Source organism: Paraburkholderia sp. MM5496-R1 (assembly GCF_050436205.1).
In the GTDB taxonomy this organism is placed as follows: Bacteria; Pseudomonadota; Gammaproteobacteria; order Burkholderiales; family Burkholderiaceae; genus Paraburkholderia; species Paraburkholderia tuberum.
Map to the genome: position 1 here is coordinate 1,127,635 of NZ_JBNDLT010000001.1, position 20,768 is coordinate 1,148,402.

Below are 20,768 nucleotides of genomic sequence, written 5' to 3' on the forward strand. Positions count from 1 at the left end.
CGCAAGCGCCGCGCGAAGCTCGCACAATGCATATGACGAATGTCGTGCAACATCACACTGCCGCAGCGACCCTCGCGGTGATGCAAAGCCGGACGCCCCGCGAAGCCGAGGTGCGCCGCGCGGGCGGTCCGGTTAACGCAATTACACCGGCGCGGGCTGACTGCCCGTTGCTCGCGGGCGGCCGCTCGTGTCGTGCGCGAGCAGCGCGTCGTAGATCGTCAGATAGTCGTCGGTCATGCGCGCGGCCGTGAAGCGGCGCTCGAACGCGCGGCGGCACGCGCCGCGCTCGATGCTGTCGATGCGCGCAACCGCTTGCACGGCCTCGTCCACGTTATCGACGATCAGGCCGCTCACGCCGTCTTCGATCAATTCGGGCACCGCGCCGCGGCGAAACGCGATCGCCGGCGTGCCGCATGCCATCGCCTCGATCATCACCATGCCGAATGGCTCGTCCCATTCGATCGGCAGCAGCAACGCGCGCGCGTTCTCGATCAATTGCCGGCGCGCGCCGCCGCCGACTTCGCCAAGGTATTCGGTGAATGCGCCAGAGCGGCGCAAGAGCGGATCGATGCGTTCGCGGAAATAGTCGCGTTCGCCGGGATGAATCTTCGCGGCGATCTTCAATGGCAAGCCGCTGCGCCGGGCGATTTCGATCGCGAGATCGGGACGTTTCTCCGGCATCATGCGGCCGAGAAAAAGCAGATAGGAACCGGCCATCGGTTGAAATTCGAACTGGTCGAGCGGCAGTCCGTGATGGACCGTGCCCTGCCAGTTCGCCCACGACACGGGCCCGCGCTGACTCGCGGAAATCGACACCACCGGCACGCGCGCGAATTCGCGAAACAGCGGGCCATGATCGTTCAGCAGCAGACGGCCGTGCAGCGTCGTCAGCGTACGGCATGGCAGGCGCTCGGCCCACGCGAAATGCAGCGGCTCGCCGTGAAAATGGACGACGTCGAAGCGGTCCGCGTCGCGAATCACGCGCGCGAGCTGCCTGACGTGATGGGTTTGCGTGTCCCACACGTTCGCGTCGCGCCAAAGACCGCGCGGGCAGATCGGCACGAGTCGCGCGGCGCTCGTCGAATCGGCGCTCGCATAGAGCGTCACGTCGTGGCCGCGCGCGACCAGCTCTTCGGTCAGATACGACACGACGCGTTCGGTGGCGCCGTACGCGAACGGCGGCACGCTTTCGTAAAGCGGAGCGATCTGGGCGATTCTCATCAGTCGTTGAGAAGAGGAAGGAGAGGTTAGCGCGCGACATGCCGCGCCGGACCACCAGCAGCAAGTGACGTACCGCCGCGGGACCGTTGGCGCGGTATGGCGTTTGCTCGATGCGGGCACTTGACCGATTGAAGGAGCCGCCATGAACCGCGCAACGCGAGCCGTTACCGACGACACGCAGCCCACCGCTCGACGCGACACCGCGAGCACGCCCGATGCGCTCGCGCTGCTCAAGGCCGATCACCGCGCCGTGGAAAAACTGTTCGACGCCTTCGGCAAATCGCGCGGCGACGAGCGCGACACGCTCGAAGCCAAAGCCGCGCTGACGCAGCGCGCGTGCGAAGAGCTGACGATGCACACGATCATCGAGGAAGAGCTGTTGTATCCGGCCGCGCAACAGGCGCTGCCCGACGACGACAAGCTCGATGTCGATGAAGCCTACGTCGAGCATTTTCTGGTGAAAACGCTGATCGCGAAGTTCGAGACGCTGAAGCCGGGCGACAAAGGCTTCGACGCGACGTTCAAGGTCATGTCCGAGCTCGTGCGGCATCACGTCGAGGAGGAGGAACGCGAACTCTTTCCGGCCTTGCGGCGCACCGGCTGCGATCTCGCCGCGCTCGGTGAAAAGATCGCGGCGCGCAAGCGCACGCTGCAGGCCAGGCTGGATCAGGCGGGCAGTCGCGCGGTCGGCGACAAGACCTGATGGGCGCAAGCGCCATCGAACATCGGAGGTGCATGATGGCAGTTGCAGCAGCCGACCGACGCGCTCGTGCGGCTCACGTCGAGCGCGATTTGCGGCACGGAGGGCCTACCGCGAGTTCGACCGGCGCGAGCCGGGTGGATCAAGGTAAAGCTGGAGCCTTGAAATGCGCGCGCCAGTCACGCTGATCCATTTGAAGCGTCGCCACGATAGGGAAGTCCATAAGTCGACGCTTATGGACGAACGCGCCCTTTTACACCTCCATTAACATCGGTTTCAGAAGGGGCATAACAGGATCGCCTAATGCAGCGGGGAGTGACATGTCCAGGAGAAAGCTGAAACTGATCCAATACTCGCCGGCGGCGATCCTGTCGCGCGACGACTTTTCGATCTTCGTCACCGCGCGACGCAGCGCCGATGGACGATTCTATGCCGACCTACTGGTCAGCCGTAAGGTGGACGGCCGCCGACTGTTCCCTTTCGATGGCGCACCCGCTGTCGGTCCGTTCGACAGTATCGAGGAAGCGCGGCTCGCCGCCGAGGAATACGGCGCGCGGATCGTCGCGGCCGACCTTGCCTGTCCCGAGATGTAAGCGCGCGGCCCGTGCCGCGCTCAGCGATCCGGCCGCGATGGTGACCGGATCGCGTCGATCGTCGACGACACGCCGGCATCGGCGCGCGTGGCGCTATCGCCTGGCGACTGCATCCCCAATTGACGCGTGTGCCAGTCCGCGACCGGCACACCGCGGACCTGCGTGTCCGCCGTATTCCTTCTGACGTCGTCATCGCGGCTCCCCTCGAATGTCCAGAGATGCCAGGATTGGCCACCGGTCGAGCATCGGCCGTTGCTTTGCAGCTGTCGTCGTTGGAACGGCGCTTGCTGTGTGCGCCATGATCTATCTCGCTGGACCTATCGGACCTATGGCTTCTCATCGCATTTCGCTCCTCGCGCGGCGTGGCGTGCGGATACTGCTCGCCTGCGTGGCACGCGGCGCTTGCGCACAGCAACCGCCGCAGGATGCGCTGCATCCGGCCGGCGTGCAGGCCGCGCACATTCTGCGGCTGTGGCACCTGTCGTTGATCGTGTGCGGCGCGGTGTTCGCGGCAGTGCTGTTCGCGACACTGATTGCGCTGGTTCGCCGCACCGATAGGAGCGGCAATACTGGCGACACTGCGCAAGGTGTCGAGCACGCGTCACTCGCGCAGCCGCACGAACGCGGAACGCAGCGCGTGGTCGCCGTCGTCAGCGTCGCGTCGGTCGCGCTGCTGTTGGGGCTGATCGTCGCCGACGTATTGACGGATCGCGCGCTGTCACGCTTGCCGGTCGACGACGCGTTGCATCTCGAAGTCACCGGCGAGCAGTGGTGGTGGAAAGTCGACTATCCTGGCGATGCGCAACAGCCGGGCTTCTCGACCGCGAATGAATTTCACGTGCCCGCGGGGCGGCCAGTCGTCATCGCGCTGAAGGCGAGCGATGTGATCCACAGCTTCTGGATGCCCAATCTGCACGGCAAGAAGGACATGCTGCCGGGCATCGATTCGACGATCGAATTCCGCGTCGACAAACCCGGCGTCTATCGCGGCCAGTGCGCCGAATATTGCGGTGCCGAGCACGCATGGATGGCGATGTTCGTGACCGCCGACACGCCCGAACATTACGCGCACTGGCGTATGCAGCAGGCCACGCCCGCCGTGACGGCGGCGCTCAGTCCGACCGACGTGGTCGCTCGACGCGGCCTGCAGATCTTCGAGCAGTCGAGCTGCGCAAACTGCCACACCGTGCGCGGCACGTCGGCGCAGGGCACGCTCGGCCCAGACCTCACGCACCTGATGAGCCGGCAGACGATCGCCGCGGGCGTGCTGCCGAACACGCAGCAGAACCTCGCGGCGTGGATCCGCGATCCGAACGCGCTGAAGCCGGGCACGACGATGCCGACCGTGCCGCTCCCCGCATCCGACCGGCAAGCGCTGGTCGCCTGGCTCGGAACCCTACGATGAGCACGCTCGAACGCCCGCCTGCCTTGCACGTCGACCTCGCGATCAAGGACGGCCCCCACGCGCCCGCCGATACGCGCGCGCTGCTCGCCGACACGTGGCGTGATCCGCCGGGCGTGATTGGCTGGTTGTCCGCAATCAACCACAAGACGATCGCGCGGCGCTTCATCGTCACGACGTTCGTATTCTTCCTGCTCGCGGGGTTGCTCGCGCTCGCGATGCGCACGCAGCTCGCGCGGCCGAACAACCACGTGGTCGGTCCCGACTTCTACGACCAGCTGTTCACGATGCACGGCACGACGATGATGTTCCTGTTCGCCGTGCCGGTGATGCAGGCGGTCGCCGGTTACCTGATTCCGTTGATGATCGGCGCGCGCAGCGTCGCGTTTGCGCGCATGAATGCGTACGCATACTGGGTGTTCCTGTTCGGCGGACTGACGCTCTACATTGCGTTCGCGATGGGCGCGGGGCCGCGCTCGGGCTGGTTCAGCTACGTGCCGCTGGCCGGCCCGGACTATGCGACGGGCAAAGGCTCCGATATCTGGGCGCAGATGATCACGTTCACCGAGCTGTCCGCGCTGCTCGAAGCGATCGTGCTGATCACGACCATTCTGAAAATGCGCGCGCCCGGCATGTCGCTGAACCGGCTGCCGCTGTTCGCATGGGCGACGCTCGTCACGCAGTTCATGGTGCTGTTCGCGATGCCCGCGGTCATGCTCGCGAGTACCGCGCTGATTCTGGACCGGTTGGTCAGCACGCAGTTTTACAACCCGTCGCTCGGCGGCGACGTGCTGCTGTGGCAACACCTGTTCTGGTTCTTCGGACACCCGGAGGTCTATTTGATCTTCATCCCGGCACTCGGCTTCATGTCGTCGATCATCGAGACCTTTTCGCGCCGGCCGGTGGTCGGCTATCCGGCGATGGTGCTCGCGCTGATCGCGACCGCGTTCCTTGCGTTCGGACTCTGGGTGCATCACATGTTCGCGACCACGGTGCCCGAACTGGGCAAGAGCTTCTTCACGGCGGCAAGCGTGCTGATCGCGGTACCGTCGGCCATTCAGATCTATTGCTGGCTCGCGACGCTGCTGACCGGCAAGCTCAGGCTCCGGACGCCGCTGCTGTTCGTGCTCGCGTTCTTCTTCATCCTGGTGCTGGGCGGCATGACCGGCATCATGCTCGGCTCGGTCGCGCTGGATCTGCAGGTGCATGACACCTACTTCGTGGTCGCGCATCTGCACTACGTGCTGATAGGCGGCGCGGTGTTTCCGCTGTTCGGCGCGTTCTACTACTGGTTTCCGAAGATCACCGGACGCATGCTCGGCGAGCGCCTCGGGCGCTGGCATTTCTGGCTGTTCTTCATCGGCTTCAACGTGACGTTCTTCCCGATGCACTGGCTCGGCCTGCATGGCATGACGCGGCGCATCTGGACTTATCCCGCCGGGCTCGGCTGGGGGCCGCTGAATTTGAGCGCGACACTCGGCGCGTATCTGATGGGCGTCGGCGTCTTGCTGTTCCTCGTCAATGTGGCGCGCAGCCGTCGGCGGGGCGCTGCTGCGTCGGCCGATCCGTGGGGCGGCGGCACGCTCGAATGGAGCATGCCGAGCCCGCCGCCGCCGCACAATTTCGACGTGCTGCCGATCGTGCATGGCCGCCATCCGCTGTGGGAGCCGTCGCGGCAGCCGGCGTCGGTGTCGGGTCTCACGGCCGGCGCGCGCGAGGTGCTGACGACGAGCGCGCTCGATGCGATCGCCGAAACCCGCCCGCTGTTTCCGACGCCGTCGATCTGGCCGTTTGTGAGCGCTGTCGCGACGACGATCTTCTTTATCGGTTCGATCTTCACGCCGACGGCCGTATGGTGGGGCACCGTGCCGGTCGCCGCGGCGATGATCGCGTGGTTCTGGCCAACGCGCGCGAGCAATGCGCTGGCGCGCGCGCTCGAACGCTGGCCGTCGCCACGCGGCGGTACGGCGCAGCACGAAACGCCGCAAATCCGCACGCTTGCCGAGTCCGACGACGCGCCGGCGGGCACCGTCTCGACCCTCGATGTGCGCGCGTTGCCGAGCTTCGACTTCAGCCATCGCAGCCCGATGTGGTGGGCGACCGCCGGTCTGATGGCGATCGAAGGCACTGTGTTCGCGATCGCGGTCGCGATGTACTTTTATCTGCGCGGCGTGAACGCGGCGTGGCCGCTGCACGCGCCGCCGCCCGCTTTGCTGTGGGGCACGCTGAACACGGCCATCCTGCTGCTGAGCCTCGCGCCGAACCAGTTCGCGAAGCGCGCGGCGGAGCGTGGCGAGCGCGCTCGCGCGTGCTTGTGGCTCAGCGTGTGCCTCGCGTTCGCGCTGGCATTCCTCGTGGTGCGCGGCTTCGAGTTCACGGCGCTGAACGTGATGTGGTACGCGAATGCATATGGCTCGATCGTGTGGCTGCTGCTCGGGCTGCATACCACGCACCTCGTGACCGATACCGTCGATACAGCCGTGCTCGCGCTACTGCTGAAGACCGGTCCGTTCGAGGGCAAACGGCTGCTCGACACCAGCGAAAACGCGATCTACTGGTACTTCGTCGTGCTGAGCTGGCTGCCGATCTATGCGGTGCTGTACGTTGCGCCGCGCATGCATGGGTGATTCGTGAGGTGCCGATGGATATCTGGCTAGGATTGCTCGCGGCACCCACGGCGGTGCTCGCCACCCAGAGCATCGACTATGCGCTGATCCGGCTCGCCTGCGCGAGCGGCGCCGCATGGCCGATGCACGCGGTCAGCGCGGCGGCGTTCGCGTTCTGCGCGTTTGCCGCGTGGCTCGCATACGGACGCTGGCGTGCCGAACGCTCGCCCGGCGAGCCCGCCTATGCGCGACGCGACGCGCGCGCCGGCTTTTTCGCGCTGATGGCGATGATCGTCGGTGCGCTGTCCGCACTCGTGCAACTCGCGATGTGGTTCCCGCAATGGCTGCTGCCCGCTTGCCGATGACACGGCACATCCATTGGGCCGCATGCCTGGCCTGGCTGCCCAGCACGACGGCCGCCGCGCATGTGCTGTCCGACGCCGATCGCGCGACCTTGTCGTTCGGCTGGAGCTTCGAGCCGTGGGTCGTCGCGTTGCTGGCGCTCAGCATCGGCGCGTATCTGATCGGCTATGCGCGGCTGCGGCGCCGCTCGCGCGCACGGCGGCGCGGGGTCGGCGCGCGCACGCTGCATCTGCTGGCCTTCGCCGGCGGTTGGAGCGCGCTCGTGCTCGCGTTGATGTCCCCGCTCGATACGTTGTCCGGGGCGCTGTTTTCCGCGCACATGGTGCAGCACGAATCGATGATGCTGATCGCGGCGCCGCTGTGCGTGGCGGGGCGTCCGCTTGCCGTATGGATGTGGGCGCTGCCGCGGCGCGCGCGGCTGGCGGTCGGGCGGACGGTGCGCGCTCGCCCGTTCGCGCGCGCGTGGCGCTGGCTGACCGCGCCGCTGGTCGCGTGGGTGCTGCACGCCGCCGCTCTATGGGCGTGGCATGCGCCGACGTTGTTCGAGGCCGCGCTTGCGCATCCGACCGTGCATACATTGCAGCACGCCAGCTTTTTGCTGAGTGCGCTGATTTTCTGGTGGACCGTGACAGGCGACGGCGCCCGCCGCGGCAACGGCGGCCACGCGATGCTGTCGCTGTTCACGACGATGGTTCACACGAGTGCGCTCGGCGCGCTGATCACGCTTGCGCCGGGCCTCTGGTATCCGTCGTATATCGAGCCGTGCGCGGCGTTGGGCATCAATCCCCTGCACGATCAGCAACTGGGCGGACTGATCATGTGGGTGCCGGGCGCGATGGCCTATCTGGCTGGCGGGCTGCTCGTCGCGGCGCGCTGGCTGAGCCGCGCGGACCGGCAGCCGGCATTCACGTACGACGCGGCGCGGGCCCGCGGGGAGGGCGCGCCATGATGCGAAGGCATGCCGCGGCGCGAGCGGCGGCAGCGGGTGCGTTGCTGGCGCTGTGCGTCGGGTTGTCGGCGAGCGCATTCATCGGTGGATCGATCGCGGCGGATGCGTCGGCGGCGAGCACTGACGCGCAGGCTTCGGGCGACGCGGCGAGCATCGAGCCGTCCCAGTTCGCGCGTGGCGAGTACCTGGCGAAAGTCGCCGATTGCGCCGGCTGCCACACCGCGCCGCAGGGCGGTGCGCCGTTTGCGGGCGGCCTTGGCATGGGTTCGCCGTTCGGCACGATCATGTCGAGCAATATCACGCCGGACCCGCAGTACGGCATCGGCCGCTACACGTACCAGGACTTCGAGCGCGTGCTGCGCGAAGGTGTCGCGCGCGGCGGCAAGCGGCTCTATCCGGCGATGCCATACGTGTCGTTCTCGAAGCTCAGCGACGAGGACGTGCACGCGCTTTACCTATACATGCTGCACGGCATCGCGCCGGTCGCGAAACCCACGCCGCGCTCGGACGTCGCGTTTCCGTTCAACCAGCGCTGGGCGCTGCGCTTCTGGCAGATGGTCTTCGTGCCGTCGCAGCCATACGTGCCGCGTCCGCAAAGCGACGCGATATGGAATCGCGGCGCGTATCTGGTGCAAGGCCCGGGACATTGCGGCGCGTGTCATACGCCGCGCGGCAAGTTCTACCAGGAAAAAGGCCTCGACGAGTCGTCGAGCGACTATCTGGTGGGCGGCGTCAACGATCACTGGTTCGCGCCGAACCTGACCGGCGACATGGGCTCAGGACTCGGCCGGCTCACCGCCGCGGACATCGCCGCGTTCCTGAAGACCGGCCACGGCGCGGGCGTCGTCGCGTACGGCAGCATGGTCGAACAGGTCGAGGACAGCACGCAGTATCTGACCGACGACGATCTGCATGCGATCGCGCATTACCTGAAGTCGCTGCCCGCGCAACAGCCGTCGGGCACCTATACGCACGGCGCCGATCCAGCGCGTTCTAGCGTGAACGGCAGCCGCGTGCCCGACTCGCTGAGCGTCGGCTTCAACGTCTACCAGTCTTTCTGCGCAAGCTGCCATCGCGCGGATGGGCGCGGCGTGCCGAACGTGTTCCCGGCGCTCGCGGGCAACCCTTCGGTGATCGCGGAAGACACCACGTCGCTGATCCGGCTGCTCGTCGAAGGCGGCAACAGTCCGGCAACGCGAAGCGGTCCGTCACGTCAGTCGATGCCGCCGTTCGCGCCGACCCTCGCCGTCGTCGAGATCGCGCAGGTGTTGACGTATATCCGCAGCGCCTGGGGCAACAACGCGCAGTCCGTCACCGCCAACGACGTCGCGACGCTGCGAAACGAGCTGCACAAATAGCAGCACACGCCGCGCGGAACAACCCTTGCTCGCCTGTCGCTCGCCGTCATTCGGGCACGGCGCGCGTGGCGCCGTATTGCATCGCTCACGTTCACGGAGAGACACATGGACAAGGAACTCGAAGCCCGCATTCGCACGCGGGCGTATCAAATCTGGGAAAACGATCCGTCGCCGGAAGGCAGGGCCGACGACCATTGGGAAGAAGCGCGCCGACAGATCGAGGCGGAAGGCGCGGTCGATGAGGCTGCCGCGCCGCAGGAGCCGACCGATCAGTCCGCCGATCGCGACCGCGGCTCGCGCATCGCGCCCGAACAGCAACTGCAGGAAATGCCCGGCGAGGACATCGAACAGCCGAAGCGCGCCAAACGTCCGCGCGCCGGATAAGCGGGCGCCGCGCTTTCAGACCGACGCCGACGATGGCGTCGGAGCGACCGGCAGCGCGCGCTTGTGGCGCGTCGCCATGTAAAAGCGGCGGATCGTGGTCAAGACTTCTTCACTGACGGGCTTGCCTTCGAGGAAGTCGTCGATGTCCTGGTAGCTGATGCCGTAGCTGTCCTCGTCCGGCTTCTGCGGCGTCAGCGATTCGAGGTCCGCGGTCGGCACCTTGTTGACGAGCCGCTCCGATGCGCCGAGCGCATGCGCGAGCGCGCGCACGCGGCGCTTCGTCAGACCGGCGAGCGGCAGGATATCGGCGCCGCCGTCGCCGAACTTCGTGAAGAAGCCCATCAGCGATTCGGCCGCGTGGTCGGTGCCTATCACCACGCCGACGCGCGCGCCCGCAATCGCGTACTGCGCGATCATGCGTTGCCGCGCCTTGATGTTGCCGAGCACGAAGTCTTCCTGAAAGTCGTCGACGTACTGCACGTTGCCGCGTTTGAGCGAAGACAGCATCGCGTCGGCGGGCTCCTTGATATTGACCGTCAGCGTTTCGTCCGGACGGATGAACGCGAGCGCGGCCGCGGCGTCCTCTTCGTCGCGCTGGCTGCCGAACGGCAGACGCACCGCGACGAAACGGGCTTCGTAGCCGCTGGCGCGCAGACGTTCGACGGCAAGCTGCGCGAGGCGCCCCGCGGTCGACGAATCGACGCCGCCGCTAATGCCCAGCACGTAGGTGCGCAGGCCTTGCGACGCCAGGTAGTCGCCGAGGAACGCGACACGCCGCTCGCGTTCGCGGGCCACGTCGAAATCACGCTCGACGCCGAGTTCGTCAATCACTGCCTGTTGCCAGGCGTTGGCGTCGAAGGAAGATTGCAGATTCATCGTTCGGTCTCTCTTCAATGATGGTCCCGCTGGATGCGCGGGAGTTGATCGAAGTAATGCTCGACGCGCGACAGCGCATACAGCGCGGCGGCCGAACGCACGTCGTTGCGGTCGCCCGAAAAGCGCCGCGTCTCGGCGAACGTGACGAACTGATCGCCCGGCCGCCGGAACGCCCACGCGAAGCATTGCGTGCCCTGTGGCGGATCGTCATCCGAGCCGCCATGCGCGCCGCCATCGGCGAGCCCCGTGTTCGATACCGCGATGTCCGCGCAGCAGCCTTCCTGGCGCAACGCGCCCTCGGCCATTTCGCGCGCGACCGCTTCGCTGGTGAGTCCGTATTGCTTCATCGTGCTTTGCCGCACACCGAGAAACCCTGCTTTGCCCGATGGCGAGTAGCTGACGAAGCCGACGTCGAGACATGCGCCGCTGCCCGGCACGCTCGCGAGATAGGACGCGATCTGGCCGCCGGTGCAGGATTCGGCGGTCGCGAGCTTCAGACCTCGCGAGCTGAGGAAGGATACGACCTGCATGGGAATGCTCATGATTTTCGCCCTTGTCGTGCGACGCAATCGGACCGGCGTTTTGTTCGCTCAAGCGCTCGCGCCGGAACCGCAGCAAATATCGGTCCGCGCTCGCGGACCGCGGGCGCGTGACGGCGGCTTCACGTTTCGCGCATCGCCACCGGTCCCCGCTGGCGGTATGCTCGTTGCTGAAGCGTGGAACAGCAGTGCGCTCGCGCGCGGCCCCGTGGCAAGTGCGGAGCGCGCGCAGCGCTGCGCATTCGCGAGGAGGCGGCGATGAGCGATTTCGACGAAGCGCGCGCATGGATGGTCGAACGGCAGATCGTGCAACGCGGCGTGCGCGACGACTACGTGATCGAAGCGATGCGGCGCGTGCCGCGCGAGGCGTTCGTGCCCTCCGATCTGCGCGAATTCGCGTATGACGATACGCCGCTGCCGATCGGCGGCGAGCAGTCGATCTCGCAGCCGTACATCGTCGCGAAGATGCTCGCGGCCGCCGAGTTGCAGCCCGGCGATCGCGTGCTCGACATCGGCACGGGCTCCGGCTATGCGGCCGCGATCGCCGCGGAGATCGCGGGCCGGGTGGATTCCATAGAACGCGACGCGAGCCTCGCCGAGGGCGCGCGCGAGCGCTTGCAGCGGCTCGGCTACGAGAACGTCGAAGTGCATGTCGGCGACGGCACCGCAGGTCTTGCCGCGCATGCGCCCTATAACGCGATCATCGCGGCGGCGGGCGGACCGCGTGTGCCGCGAGCGCTGCGCATGCAACTCGCCGTGGGCGGACGGCTCGTGATGCCGGTCGGCAGCAGTCAGAGCCGTCAGCGGCTCGTGAAGATCGTGCGGCGCGACGAACACGACTACGACGAAGATGCGTTCGGCGACGTGCGCTTCGTGCCGCTCGTCGGCGACGATGGCTGGCCGGAGCCAGGCGGCGCGGCGCGCGCGGATTTGCGGCCTGCATCCACGTCCACGCCCATCCCGCTCACGCCTACGCCGGCCGCACCTATGCCGGTCGCGCCTAGGCCGGCCGCGCCTAGGCCGGCCGCGCTCGAACTCGCGATTCGCGACGCGGCCGAACCGTTGCCCGACATCGATTCCGCGGAATTCGCGGCATTTTTCGACCGCTTCGCCGGGCATCGCGTCGTGCTGCTCGGCGAGGCCAGTCACGGCACGTCGGAGTTCTACCGTGCGCGCGCGGCGATCACGCGGCGCCTCGTCGAGCAGCACGGCTTTTCGATGATCGCGGTCGAGGCCGACTGGCCCGACGCCGCGATCGTCGACCGGCATGTGCGCGATCGGCCGATGCCCAGCGGGCGGTCCCGACCGTTTCGCCGCTTTCCGACCTGGATGTGGCGCAACACCGATTTCATGGGCTTGGTCGCGTGGCTGCGCTCGCACAACGCCGCGCACCCCGAGCGCGAAACGCGCTTTTACGGGCTCGATATCTACAGCCTTTCCGAATCGATCGACGCGGTATTGCGCTATCTCGACAGCGTCGACCCTGCCGCGGCGCGCATCGCTCGCGAGCGTTATGGGTGCCTCAGTCCGTGGCAGAAAGATCCGGCCGTATATGGACGCGCCGCGTTGAGCGGCGGCTACGCGCAGTGCGAAGAACACGTGGTCGCGCAACTCGGCGATCTGCTGAAAAGCCGGCTCGAGTATGCGCGCGAAGAAGGCGAGCGCTTCCTCGACGCGGCGCAGAACGCGCGGCTCGTGGCGGTCGCCGAGCACTACTATCGCGCGATGTACTACGGCGGGCCGCAAAGCTGGAATCTGCGCGACACGCATATGTTCGACACGCTGCGTCATACGCTCGACAGCCGCGGGCCGCAGGCGCGTCTGGTCGCGTGGGCGCACAACTCGCATATCGGCGACGCGAGCGCCACGCAGATGGGCCGCATGCAGGACGAGATCAACCTCGGCCAGCTGTGTCGCGCGCAGTTCGGCGACGCGGCGGCGCTGATCGGGTTTGGCACGCACAGCGGCACGGTCGCCGCGGCGAGCGATTGGGGCGGACCGATGGAGGTCAAAACCGTGCAGCCCTCGCTCGAGGGCAGCGTCGAATTCAGCATGCACGGCACGGGTCTCCCGCGCTTCCTGCTCGACCTGCGGCCCGGCATGCACGACACGCTGCGCGAACGGCTGCGCGCGCCGCTATTGGAGCGCTTCATCGGCGTCATCTACCGTCCCGGGACCGAGCGGTATAGCCATTACGCGCAAGCGTCGCTGGCCGAGCAGTTCGATGCGTTCGTGTGGTTCGATCGCACGAGCGCGGTGAGCGCGCTGCCCGTTTCCGCCGACGAAAAGAACCACGCGGCGGAGACTTTTCCATTCGGTGTGTGAGGGCGATCGGCACGCTCACGCCTCAGGCGAGGAACGCGGCTTGCAACGGAACGGACAGTGCATTCCAGCTGGTCCGAACCGAGGGGTCGCTCATGAACAAGGTTGTACAGCGCCTTGCCATCGCCGCGATGTCGGGTGTCGCCAGTGGCGTCGTCTGCGCGCAAGGCGCCCGGCGAGCTGAGCCGCGACCAGGCGAACCGTGAACATGCGGGGCGCGCGAACCAGGCAGCGGTTCAGCACGGACAGTGCCGCCGGCATGGCGCGAGCAGTGCGCGCTAGCGGCGACGCGGCCTGGCTGCCGCCACCGCCGCGCGTGCTCGCGATTCCGCCATGAAGGACGAACCGGTCTGGTTCCTGCTGATCGGCGCGCTGCTCACGTTCATGGCCGTCGCGCGCGGGCCGATCCGCCGCTTGCCGCTGACCGGCGCGATGATCTATCTGCTGGTCGGCGTGGCGGTCGGGCCGGCCGTGTCCGGGCTCGTCGGGGTCGATCTGCTCCGCAATACCGCGTTGCTCGCGACGCTGGCTGAAGTCGGGCTCGTCGTGTCGTTGTTTTCGATCGGCATGCATCTGCGCGTGCGGCTGCGCAATCCGCTGTGGTTGTTGCCGCTGCGGCTCGGCGGCCCGGCGATGCTCTTCACCGTCGCCTTGATGTTCGGCTTCACCGCTTTGGTGACCGGACGCGCGGACGGCGCGGCGTTGTTCCTCGCGGCCGCGCTCGCGCCGACCGACCCGGTGCTCGCCAACGAGCTGCGCGTGACGCAAGCTGGCGACGACGAGCCCGTGCGGTTCGCGTTGTCGGGCGAAGGCGGCCTGAACGACGGTGCCGCCTATCCGTTTGCGGTGCTGGGACTGACGCTTGCCGGCGCGAGGCTGTTCGGCTCGGGCAGTGGCGTGCATTTCGTCGGCTCGGTGCTGTGGGGGATCGTCAGTGCGCTCGTGATCGGTTGCGTGTTTGCGATCGTGTTCGCGCGCGCGATCTTTTTTCTGCGCACCCGCTACGGCGAAGCGATCGGTCTCGACGGGTTTCTCGCGCTAGGCCTGATGTCGACGTCGTACGGCGCGTCGCTGCTGCTGCACGCGTATGCGTTCGTCGCGGTGTTCGTGGCGGGCGTCGCCGTCCGTCACGAGGAACTGCGTGCGACGGGCGACAAGAATCCCTCGGAAGTGCTCGACGAGGTGCAGCACGGCGAACAGGTCGATGTCGCCCAGGATCCAGAAATGGCGCATGCGGTCCTCGCCGAATCGATGATGGGCTTCATGCGCGAAATGGAGCGACTCGCGGAGTTGTCGCTGATGCTGATCATCGGCTGCGTCGTGTCCGCGCACTGGCGCGAGATGTTCGATCTGCGCGCCGTGTTGCCCGCGGTGTTCCTGTTTTTCGTCGCGCGGCCGCTGTCCGTCGTCGTCGCGATGATGGGTGCGCGCATCGACAATAGCCAGCGGCATCTGATGGCGTGGATGGGGATTCGCGGCGTCGGCGCGTTTTACTACCTGATGTTCGGCCTCGAATACGTGCGTGGCGCGATGACGCCGCTGCTGCCCGCCGTGCTCGATGCGATCGTGTTGTCGGTGCTGCTGCATGGCTCGACCGCGAACTATCTGTTGCGGCGGTATTTCGACCGGCGTCGCTGAATGAAGCGACGGGCGCGATGGCGCGCGTGAGTTGTCGCGCCGCGCTCCGCCTGGCTCCCGTTTGCCGCTCCTTGTATCGCAATGTATCCGCGCGGCCCGGGGATACGTGCGCTTACCAAACCCGTTGATCCAGACACATACGAGATACGTCGGCCCGTTCAAATACGTGCACCGCAAGTTCGAGCCCGGATTTGCAGACCTGAATATCACTGGATCAGCAGGAGTAAGCCACCATGACCCGCATCGAAGCAGTGCTGTACACCGGCAAAACCCATACGACCGGCGGCCGCGAAGGCGCCGCGCGCAGCTCGGACGGCCGTCTCGACATCAAGCTGTCGCCGCCCGGCACCTCGGGGGGTGGAACGAATCCCGAGCAGTTGCTCGGCGCGGGCTGGTCGGCGTGTTTCATCGGCGCACTCGGGCTGGCGGCGCGCGCGTTGCACCTGTCGTTGCCGGCCGATACCAGCGTCGATGCGGAGATCGATCTCGGCACCACCGATGGCGCTTATTTCCTTCAGGCGCGTCTGTTCGTCAGTCTTCCCGGTGTCGAGCGTGACGTGGCGCACGGGTTGATCGAGCGAGCGCATCTGACCTGCCCGTATTCGAAGGCGTTGCGCGGTAATGTGGATGTGCAGACTACGCTCGTTTGAGCGTCGCTGAGGGTGGTGGCGGGGCCGCGCCGAAGCATCGCGCGGCCCCGCGTATCTGCCATGCCAGCAGCTTCGAAAGCTACGCGGTGTCGGGTTCGTGCGGCCCGCTACGCCGCAGGCGCAACCGACGCTCCCGCGATCTTGTGCCGCGCGAGCGATTGCGCCACCAAGCCCGAGGCCTTCATCTCTTCGACAAACGAACACAGCGCGTGAGCCGCCGCTTCGCCGCGGCTCTTCGGCACACCCATCGCCTGCCGGATCACCATGAAGCGCTCGTCTAGCAACCGCAGACCGGGAGTTTGCTTCGCATCGGCCTCGAGTTGCTGCTTCACGCCTGCCGCCACTTCCAGATGCTGCTCGATAAACGTCGGCACGACGCTCGGCGAGCTCGGCGCGCGCACGATTTGCGCGGATTTCAGCTCGCGCGTCAGAAACAGATCGTATGCACTGCCTTTGCCGACGACGACCCGGTTGTGCGCCTGATCCACATCCTGATTCGAGTGTACCGGCGAGTCGTCGCGCACCAGGTAGAAGCCTTCGATCAACACATACGGCGCTGTGAACGCGATCGTCTCGCCGCGCAACGGATCGATCGCGAAGAAGCCGAAATCCGCGCGCTCCTCGCCGACGGCCTGCACCGATTTGCCGGCCGTATCGAAGACGACCAGCTCCAGTTCGACGCCCAGTTTCGCGGCGAACGCGCGCGCGAGATCGATCGATACGCCGAACGGCTCGCCGGAGTCGGCGTGACGATTGGCGAGGATTGGATTGCCGAGATTGATCGACGCGCGCAGCTTGCCCGTGGGCGTGAATGCGGCGACGACGGAGGGATCGATGGTCATAACGGCTCTCGTGGCGATGGCGTTGGGGCGAGCGAAGTCTCAGGGTCCAAGGATTTCGCTGATGCGGGATAGCGCGTTGAGAGTATGCAACAGATGCTCGCCCGTTGCTTCTGACACTTCTTCGTTGCGCTCGCGCTCCAAAAGTTCAGCAGGAAGCATCATTGCAAGGGCGGGGGACGCCAGTTATCCGTGCCACGTCCCCTCGCCCTTTCACCCGCCAGCGTTACCTCAATCGCGCAACTTGACCGTCGTCATCCGCGGCATCAACAGATGAATGATGCCCAGCGCAACCAGATACGCCGACGCGCCGACCGTAAAGAGCGCCCAATACTGCCCGGTGCGCTGCAAGGTCTCGCCGATCACGCCGGAAAAGAAGAACGAACCGACCATCCCCGCCACGCCGCCGATACCGACCACCGTGCCGACCAGCCGCTTCGGAAACACGTCGCCGACGGTCGTGACGAGGTTCGCCGACCAGCCCTGGTGCGCCGCTGCCGCGAGACCAACGGCGAAGACCGCCCACCACAGGCTCTGGAAATACGACAACGTTGCGATCGGCACCACGCACAATGCACAAATGAGCATCGTGAGCTTGCGCGCGAAATTCGGCCTGTTGGTGCGGGCCATCAAACGCGACGACAGCCAGCCACCCGCCACGCTGCCGACCGATGACATCGTATAGATAGCGATCAGCGGCAGGCCCATGTTGCCGATGTCGATATGGCGCGACTCATTGAGCCACTTGGGCAGCCAGAACAGATAGAACCACCACACCGGATCGGTCAGCAGCTTGCCGAAGACGAACGCCCACGTTTCGCGGTACTTGAGCACCGACAACCAGCCGACTTTCTGCTCGACGACTTCCTCGCGATCCGCATTGATGTAGTCGAGTTCTTCCTTCGACACCGACGGATGCTCCGAAGGCTGCCGATAAACGAGCATCCACACCGCCAGCCAGATGAAACCGGTCGCGCCGCCCGCGATGAACGTCGCGCGCCAGCCCCACGTCACGGCAGCGATCGGCACGAAGGCCGGCGCCACGATGCCGCCGATCGTCGCGCCCATGTTCCAGAAGCCCGTCGCTAGCGCGCGTTCCTTCTTCGGAAACCACGTGGCGGTAGTGCGGATCGCAACCGGAAAATTGGCCGCCTCGCTGAAGCCGAGCAGACCGCGCACGGCCGCGAAGCCCGGCACGGTCGATGCCACCGCGTGGAGCATCGCCGCGAGACTCCACAGCGCCATCGCGCTGCCGTAGACCTTCTTCGTGCTGACGCGATCCGCGATGCGGCCGAAGATCGCGAGACCCACCGCATAGGCGACCGTAAACACCATCACGGTCTGCGCGTACTGCACCTGGCTCCAGCCGATATCCTTTTGCAGCAGCGGCGCGAGCAGCCCGAGCATCTGACGATCCATGTAGTTGATCGTCGTCGCGGCGAAGATCATCGCGCAGATGGTCCATCGGTATCGTCCGACGGCCGTGCGTGCGGCGGCCGTCGTGGCTTCTATCGTTTTCATCGTGTCTCCTTAAGGTTTCTGCAAATGGTGTCTATACGGTTGTTCGATGCAGTCAATGCGCGGAGGTGGGCATTCCTTCGCGCGGGCTCATACGGGAGAAGAACACGACCCCGGCGGCTACCACCGACATCACCGCGAGTCCAGTGAGGCCGCCCTCGATCGAGCCGGTCTTCTGTTCGAGGAAGCCGAAGGCCGCTGGCGCGACGAAGCCGCCGAGGTTGCCGATCGAGTTGATCAGCGCCAGCACCGCGGCGGAAATCCGCGCGTCGAGATAGCCCTGCGGGATCACCCAGAACAGTGACGAGGCGGCCTTGAAGCCGATCGCCGCAAAGCAGATCGCGACGAACGAAAACACCGGGCCGCCCTGGCCGGCCGCATACATGCCGAGCGCGGCGATCAGCAGCGCGCACGCGACCCACGCCTGCTGGAACTTGAAGCGCGCCGCGAGCATCGCGAACAGATACATCGCCGCGATCGAGATCAGCCACGGAATCGAGTTGTACAGGCCGACCTGGAAATCGTTGAAATGGCCCATCTTGCGGATGATGCTGGGCAGCCAGAAGGTCGCGCCGTAGATGGTCAGCGATACCGCGAAGTAGATCAGGCAAAAGATCAGGATTTGCGGATCGCGCAGCAGCGCGCCTATCGATGGCTTGACCGGGTGCGCGGCGGCGCGCTGGCGTTGCTCCTCGCCGACCGCATCGAGCAAGGCGTCCTGCTCGGCGCGGGTGAGCCAGGCGGCGTCGCGCGGCTTCGAGTCGAGCCACAGCAGGATGAAGCCCGCGAGCACGACCGAGAACATGCCTTCGATGATGAACATCCACTGCCAGCCGCGCAGCCCCGCGCCTTCGATCAGCATCAGCCCGCCGGAGATCGGCCCGGACAGCACCGACGCGAGCGCCGAGCCGCTCAGGAAGATCGCCATCGCCTTGCCGCGCTCGTTGCTCGGCAGCCATTGCGTGAAGTAGTAGATGACGCCGGGAAAGAAGCCCGCTTCGGCCGCGCCGAGCAGGAGCCGCATCGCGTAGAACGACGTCTCGCCGCGCACGAACGCCATGCCGGCCGCGGCCAGCCCCCACGTGAGCATGATGCGCGCGAGCCACAGCTTCGCGCCGTAGCGCTGCAGCAGGATGTTCGACGGCACTTCGAAGATCGCGTAGCTGATGAAGAAGAGCCCCGCGCCGAGCCCATAGGCCGCCGCCCCGATGCCCAGATCGGCGCTCAGATGCTGGCGCACGAAGCCGATGTTCACGCGATCGATGTAGTTGACGATGAACATCACGACGAACAGCGGCAGCACGCGCCATTTGATCTTGCGCACCGCGCTCGCCAGCGCGCCGGCGCGCTCGGGCCGCGCCGTGTCGGCAATCGGGCTACTCATGGGGTTGTCTCCTTCGATGGCGACGCGCGTTGCGCGTCGCAGGGCTCGTAGGCGCGGATTGGAAGCGGGAGTTAAAAGCGCGGATTCTTGCCGGTGAAGCCCGGCTCGTACTTGCGCATCTGCGAGAGGTCATCGCGATTGCGCACGCCGCACGACAGATACTGCGCATGCAGTTCGGCGAGCCGCTCGCGGTCGAGCTCGACGCCGAGGCCCGGCGTGGTGGGCACGCGCACCGAGCCGTCGTCGAACGTCACGCGGCCGCCCTTGATGACTTCTTCCTCCTGCCACGGGTAATGCGTGTCGCACGCATAGGTCAGGTTGGGGATGCTTGCCGCGACGTGCGTCATCGCCATCAGGCTGATGCCGAGGTGCGAGTTCGAGTGCATCGACATGCCGAGATCCCACAGCTTGCACATGCGCGCGAGCGTCCGCGTCGCGCGCAGGCCGCCCCAGTAGTGGTGATCCGACAGCAGGACCTTGACCGAACCCATCTCGGCGCCGCGCCGGAAATCTTCCATCGTCGTGATGACCATGTTGGTCGCGAGCGGCAGGCGCGTGTGCTTCGCCAGTTCGGCCATTCCTTCGAGACCCGGGCACGGGTCTTCGTAGTACTCGAGCAGCTCGTCGAGTTCCGGTGCCGCCGCGATGCTCGTTTCGAGCGTCCAGTTGGCGTTCGGGTCGAGGCGCAGCGGCACGCCGGGGAACGCCTGATGCAGCGCGCGCATGCACGCGATTTCGTGTGCCGGTTCGAACACGCCGCCCTTCAGCTTGATGCTCTGGAAGCCATACAGCTCGATCATTCGACGCGCCTGCGCGACGATCTGCCCGGGGCTCAGGCCTTCGCCCCAGGCATCGGGCGCATAGGGCTTGTCGACGTGCTCGGCGTATTTGAAGAACAGATAGGCGCTGTAGGGCACGGCGTCGCGCACCTTGCCGCCGAGCAGGTCGACGACCGGCGCGCCGACGATCTGCCCTTGCAGATCGAGCATCGCGACTTCGAGCGTGCTGATGACTTTCGGCGCGTTCTTCGCCGAGTGCGAGCCGGGCGCGAGTTCGAATTCGACCGCGCCCGGGCTCGCCTTGATCGACGCTCGCACGCGCTCTTCCATGCGATTGAGGTCGAATGGCGACAGGCCGGTCACCAGCGACTTCGCCTGTTCGAGCACGCGCAGCATCGGTTCGTCGCCATAGGTCTCGGAGATGCCGACGCGGCCGTCGCTCGTCTCCAGCTCGACGATGGCGCGCAGCGCCCAAGGTTCGTGGATTCCGGCGGCGTTGAGCAGCGGGCCATCGCGGAAGGCGATCGGGGTGATGCGCACCTGCGTGATGGTGATGTCGCGAGTCATGATGGCATTCGGCATAAGAAGAGTTTGATGGGACGGATGGTAAAGCACTAATGTATTAGTGCGTTACTGGGGTAAATACC

Annotated in this window: 18 protein-coding genes; 11 read left to right on the forward strand and 7 right to left on the reverse strand. The window is 66.2% G+C overall.

Annotated features, from left to right (window positions below; translation table 11 throughout):
• Positions 1-141: 141 nt before the first annotated feature.
• Complete coding sequence (locus OKW38_RS05515) at positions 142-1,221, reverse strand: glycosyltransferase family 4 protein (RefSeq protein ID WP_429360360.1); 1,080 nt, start codon at positions 1,219-1,221, stop codon at positions 142-144.
• A gap of 142 nt (positions 1,222-1,363) precedes the next feature.
• Here OKW38_RS05515 and OKW38_RS05520 point away from each other — a divergent pair, with 142 nt between their 5' ends.
• The 8 genes from OKW38_RS05520 to OKW38_RS05555 all read left to right on the forward strand — a co-directional run bounded on the left by OKW38_RS05520 (position 1,364) and on the right by OKW38_RS05555 (position 9,576).
• Positions 1,364-1,924 (forward strand): hemerythrin domain-containing protein, encoded by a 561-nt coding sequence (locus OKW38_RS05520; RefSeq protein WP_429360362.1) that lies wholly within the window; start codon positions 1,364-1,366, stop codon positions 1,922-1,924.
• A gap of 317 nt (positions 1,925-2,241) precedes the next feature.
• Positions 2,242-2,514: a DUF6723 family protein gene (locus OKW38_RS05525; protein WP_090811724.1), complete on the forward strand. Its 273-nt coding sequence runs from the start codon at positions 2,242-2,244 to the stop codon at positions 2,512-2,514.
• A gap of 328 nt (positions 2,515-2,842) precedes the next feature.
• Complete coding sequence (gene coxB / locus OKW38_RS05530; protein ID WP_429360364.1) at positions 2,843-3,919, forward strand: cytochrome c oxidase subunit II; 1,077 nt, start codon at positions 2,843-2,845, stop codon at positions 3,917-3,919.
• On the forward strand, positions 3,916-6,543 hold the full coding sequence (gene ctaD, locus OKW38_RS05535; RefSeq protein WP_429360366.1) for a cytochrome c oxidase subunit I: 2,628 nt from the start codon (positions 3,916-3,918) through the stop codon (positions 6,541-6,543). Before coxB ends, ctaD begins: the two co-directional genes overlap by 4 nt.
• A 14-nt stretch (positions 6,544-6,557) precedes the next feature.
• Positions 6,558-6,887, forward strand: coding sequence for a hypothetical protein (locus OKW38_RS05540; protein WP_429332513.1), 330 nt, complete (start codon positions 6,558-6,560; stop codon positions 6,885-6,887).
• A complete protein-coding gene (locus OKW38_RS05545) occupies positions 6,884-7,834 on the forward strand; it encodes a cytochrome c oxidase assembly protein (protein WP_429360367.1) in 951 nt (316 codons plus the stop codon). Before OKW38_RS05540 ends, OKW38_RS05545 begins: the two co-directional genes overlap by 4 nt.
• The gene (locus OKW38_RS05550) at positions 7,831-9,192 is read left to right on the forward strand and encodes a c-type cytochrome (protein ID WP_429360369.1); all 1,362 of its coding nucleotides are present in this window, start codon (positions 7,831-7,833) and stop codon (positions 9,190-9,192) included. The genes OKW38_RS05545 and OKW38_RS05550 overlap by 4 nt, the downstream gene beginning before the upstream one ends.
• Positions 9,193-9,297: 105 nt before the next feature.
• Complete coding sequence (locus OKW38_RS05555; RefSeq protein ID WP_429360371.1) at positions 9,298-9,576, forward strand: DUF2934 domain-containing protein; 279 nt, start codon at positions 9,298-9,300, stop codon at positions 9,574-9,576.
• 15 nt (positions 9,577-9,591) lie between these two features.
• Here OKW38_RS05555 and nadE read toward each other — a convergent pair whose 3' ends face one another.
• Positions 9,592-10,452, reverse strand: a complete 861-nt coding sequence (nadE, locus tag OKW38_RS05560) for an ammonia-dependent NAD(+) synthetase (RefSeq protein ID WP_429360373.1) — start codon at positions 10,450-10,452, stop codon at positions 9,592-9,594.
• Positions 10,453-10,466: 14 nt separating this feature from the next.
• The gene (locus OKW38_RS05565; RefSeq protein ID WP_429332509.1) at positions 10,467-10,994 is read right to left on the reverse strand and encodes a CinA family protein; all 528 of its coding nucleotides are present in this window, start codon (positions 10,992-10,994) and stop codon (positions 10,467-10,469) included.
• Positions 10,995-11,249: 255 nt separating this feature from the next.
• Between OKW38_RS05565 and OKW38_RS05570 the strand changes: the two genes are divergently transcribed.
• The 3 genes from OKW38_RS05570 to OKW38_RS05580 all read left to right on the forward strand — a co-directional run bounded on the left by OKW38_RS05570 (position 11,250) and on the right by OKW38_RS05580 (position 15,601).
• Complete coding sequence (locus tag OKW38_RS05570) at positions 11,250-13,316, forward strand: protein-L-isoaspartate(D-aspartate) O-methyltransferase (RefSeq protein WP_429360375.1); 2,067 nt, start codon at positions 11,250-11,252, stop codon at positions 13,314-13,316.
• Positions 13,317-13,646: 330 nt separating this feature from the next.
• Complete coding sequence (locus OKW38_RS05575; RefSeq protein ID WP_429360377.1) at positions 13,647-14,951, forward strand: cation:proton antiporter; 1,305 nt, start codon at positions 13,647-13,649, stop codon at positions 14,949-14,951.
• A gap of 233 nt (positions 14,952-15,184) precedes the next feature.
• On the forward strand, positions 15,185-15,601 hold the full coding sequence (locus OKW38_RS05580) for an organic hydroperoxide resistance protein (RefSeq protein ID WP_429332506.1): 417 nt from the start codon (positions 15,185-15,187) through the stop codon (positions 15,599-15,601).
• Positions 15,602-15,708: 107 nt separating this feature from the next.
• On the opposite strand, the gene OKW38_RS05585 is transcribed toward OKW38_RS05580, so the two are convergent.
• From OKW38_RS05585 to OKW38_RS05600, 4 genes are all read right to left on the reverse strand, one after another.
• On the reverse strand, positions 15,709-16,443 hold the full coding sequence (locus tag OKW38_RS05585; RefSeq protein ID WP_429360379.1) for an ABC transporter substrate-binding protein: 735 nt from the start codon (positions 16,441-16,443) through the stop codon (positions 15,709-15,711).
• A gap of 228 nt (positions 16,444-16,671) precedes the next feature.
• Positions 16,672-17,961 (reverse strand): MFS transporter, encoded by a 1,290-nt coding sequence (locus tag OKW38_RS05590; protein ID WP_429360380.1) that lies wholly within the window; start codon positions 17,959-17,961, stop codon positions 16,672-16,674.
• 52 nt (positions 17,962-18,013) lie between these two features.
• Positions 18,014-19,342: an MFS transporter gene (locus OKW38_RS05595; RefSeq protein ID WP_429360381.1), complete on the reverse strand. Its 1,329-nt coding sequence runs from the start codon at positions 19,340-19,342 to the stop codon at positions 18,014-18,016.
• A gap of 71 nt (positions 19,343-19,413) precedes the next feature.
• Complete coding sequence (locus OKW38_RS05600; RefSeq protein ID WP_429360383.1) at positions 19,414-20,688, reverse strand: glucarate dehydratase family protein; 1,275 nt, start codon at positions 20,686-20,688, stop codon at positions 19,414-19,416.
• Positions 20,689-20,768: the final 80 nt, after the last annotated feature.

Coding starts and splice junctions, on each gene's coding strand:
- OKW38_RS05515 (WP_429360360.1), bottom strand. CDS start 1,221: ATGAGAATCGCCCAGATCGCTCCGCTTTACGAAAGCGTGCCGCCGTTC.
- OKW38_RS05520 (WP_429360362.1), top strand. CDS start 1,364: ATGAACCGCGCAACGCGAGCCGTTACCGACGACACGCAGCCCACCGCT.
- OKW38_RS05525 (WP_090811724.1), top strand. CDS start 2,242: ATGTCCAGGAGAAAGCTGAAACTGATCCAATACTCGCCGGCGGCGATC.
- coxB (WP_429360364.1), top strand. CDS start 2,843: ATGGCTTCTCATCGCATTTCGCTCCTCGCGCGGCGTGGCGTGCGGATA.
- ctaD (WP_429360366.1), top strand. CDS start 3,916: ATGAGCACGCTCGAACGCCCGCCTGCCTTGCACGTCGACCTCGCGATC.
- OKW38_RS05540 (WP_429332513.1), top strand. CDS start 6,558: ATGGATATCTGGCTAGGATTGCTCGCGGCACCCACGGCGGTGCTCGCC.
- OKW38_RS05545 (WP_429360367.1), top strand. CDS start 6,884: ATGACACGGCACATCCATTGGGCCGCATGCCTGGCCTGGCTGCCCAGC.
- OKW38_RS05550 (WP_429360369.1), top strand. CDS start 7,831: ATGATGCGAAGGCATGCCGCGGCGCGAGCGGCGGCAGCGGGTGCGTTG.
- OKW38_RS05555 (WP_429360371.1), top strand. CDS start 9,298: ATGGACAAGGAACTCGAAGCCCGCATTCGCACGCGGGCGTATCAAATC.
- nadE (WP_429360373.1), bottom strand. CDS start 10,452: ATGAATCTGCAATCTTCCTTCGACGCCAACGCCTGGCAACAGGCAGTG.
- OKW38_RS05565 (WP_429332509.1), bottom strand. CDS start 10,994: ATGAGCATTCCCATGCAGGTCGTATCCTTCCTCAGCTCGCGAGGTCTG.
- OKW38_RS05570 (WP_429360375.1), top strand. CDS start 11,250: ATGAGCGATTTCGACGAAGCGCGCGCATGGATGGTCGAACGGCAGATC.
- OKW38_RS05575 (WP_429360377.1), top strand. CDS start 13,647: ATGAAGGACGAACCGGTCTGGTTCCTGCTGATCGGCGCGCTGCTCACG.
- OKW38_RS05580 (WP_429332506.1), top strand. CDS start 15,185: ATGACCCGCATCGAAGCAGTGCTGTACACCGGCAAAACCCATACGACC.
- OKW38_RS05585 (WP_429360379.1), bottom strand. CDS start 16,443: ATGACCATCGATCCCTCCGTCGTCGCCGCATTCACGCCCACGGGCAAG.
- OKW38_RS05590 (WP_429360380.1), bottom strand. CDS start 17,961: ATGAAAACGATAGAAGCCACGACGGCCGCCGCACGCACGGCCGTCGGA.
- OKW38_RS05595 (WP_429360381.1), bottom strand. CDS start 19,342: ATGAGTAGCCCGATTGCCGACACGGCGCGGCCCGAGCGCGCCGGCGCG.
- OKW38_RS05600 (WP_429360383.1), bottom strand. CDS start 20,688: ATGACTCGCGACATCACCATCACGCAGGTGCGCATCACCCCGATCGCC.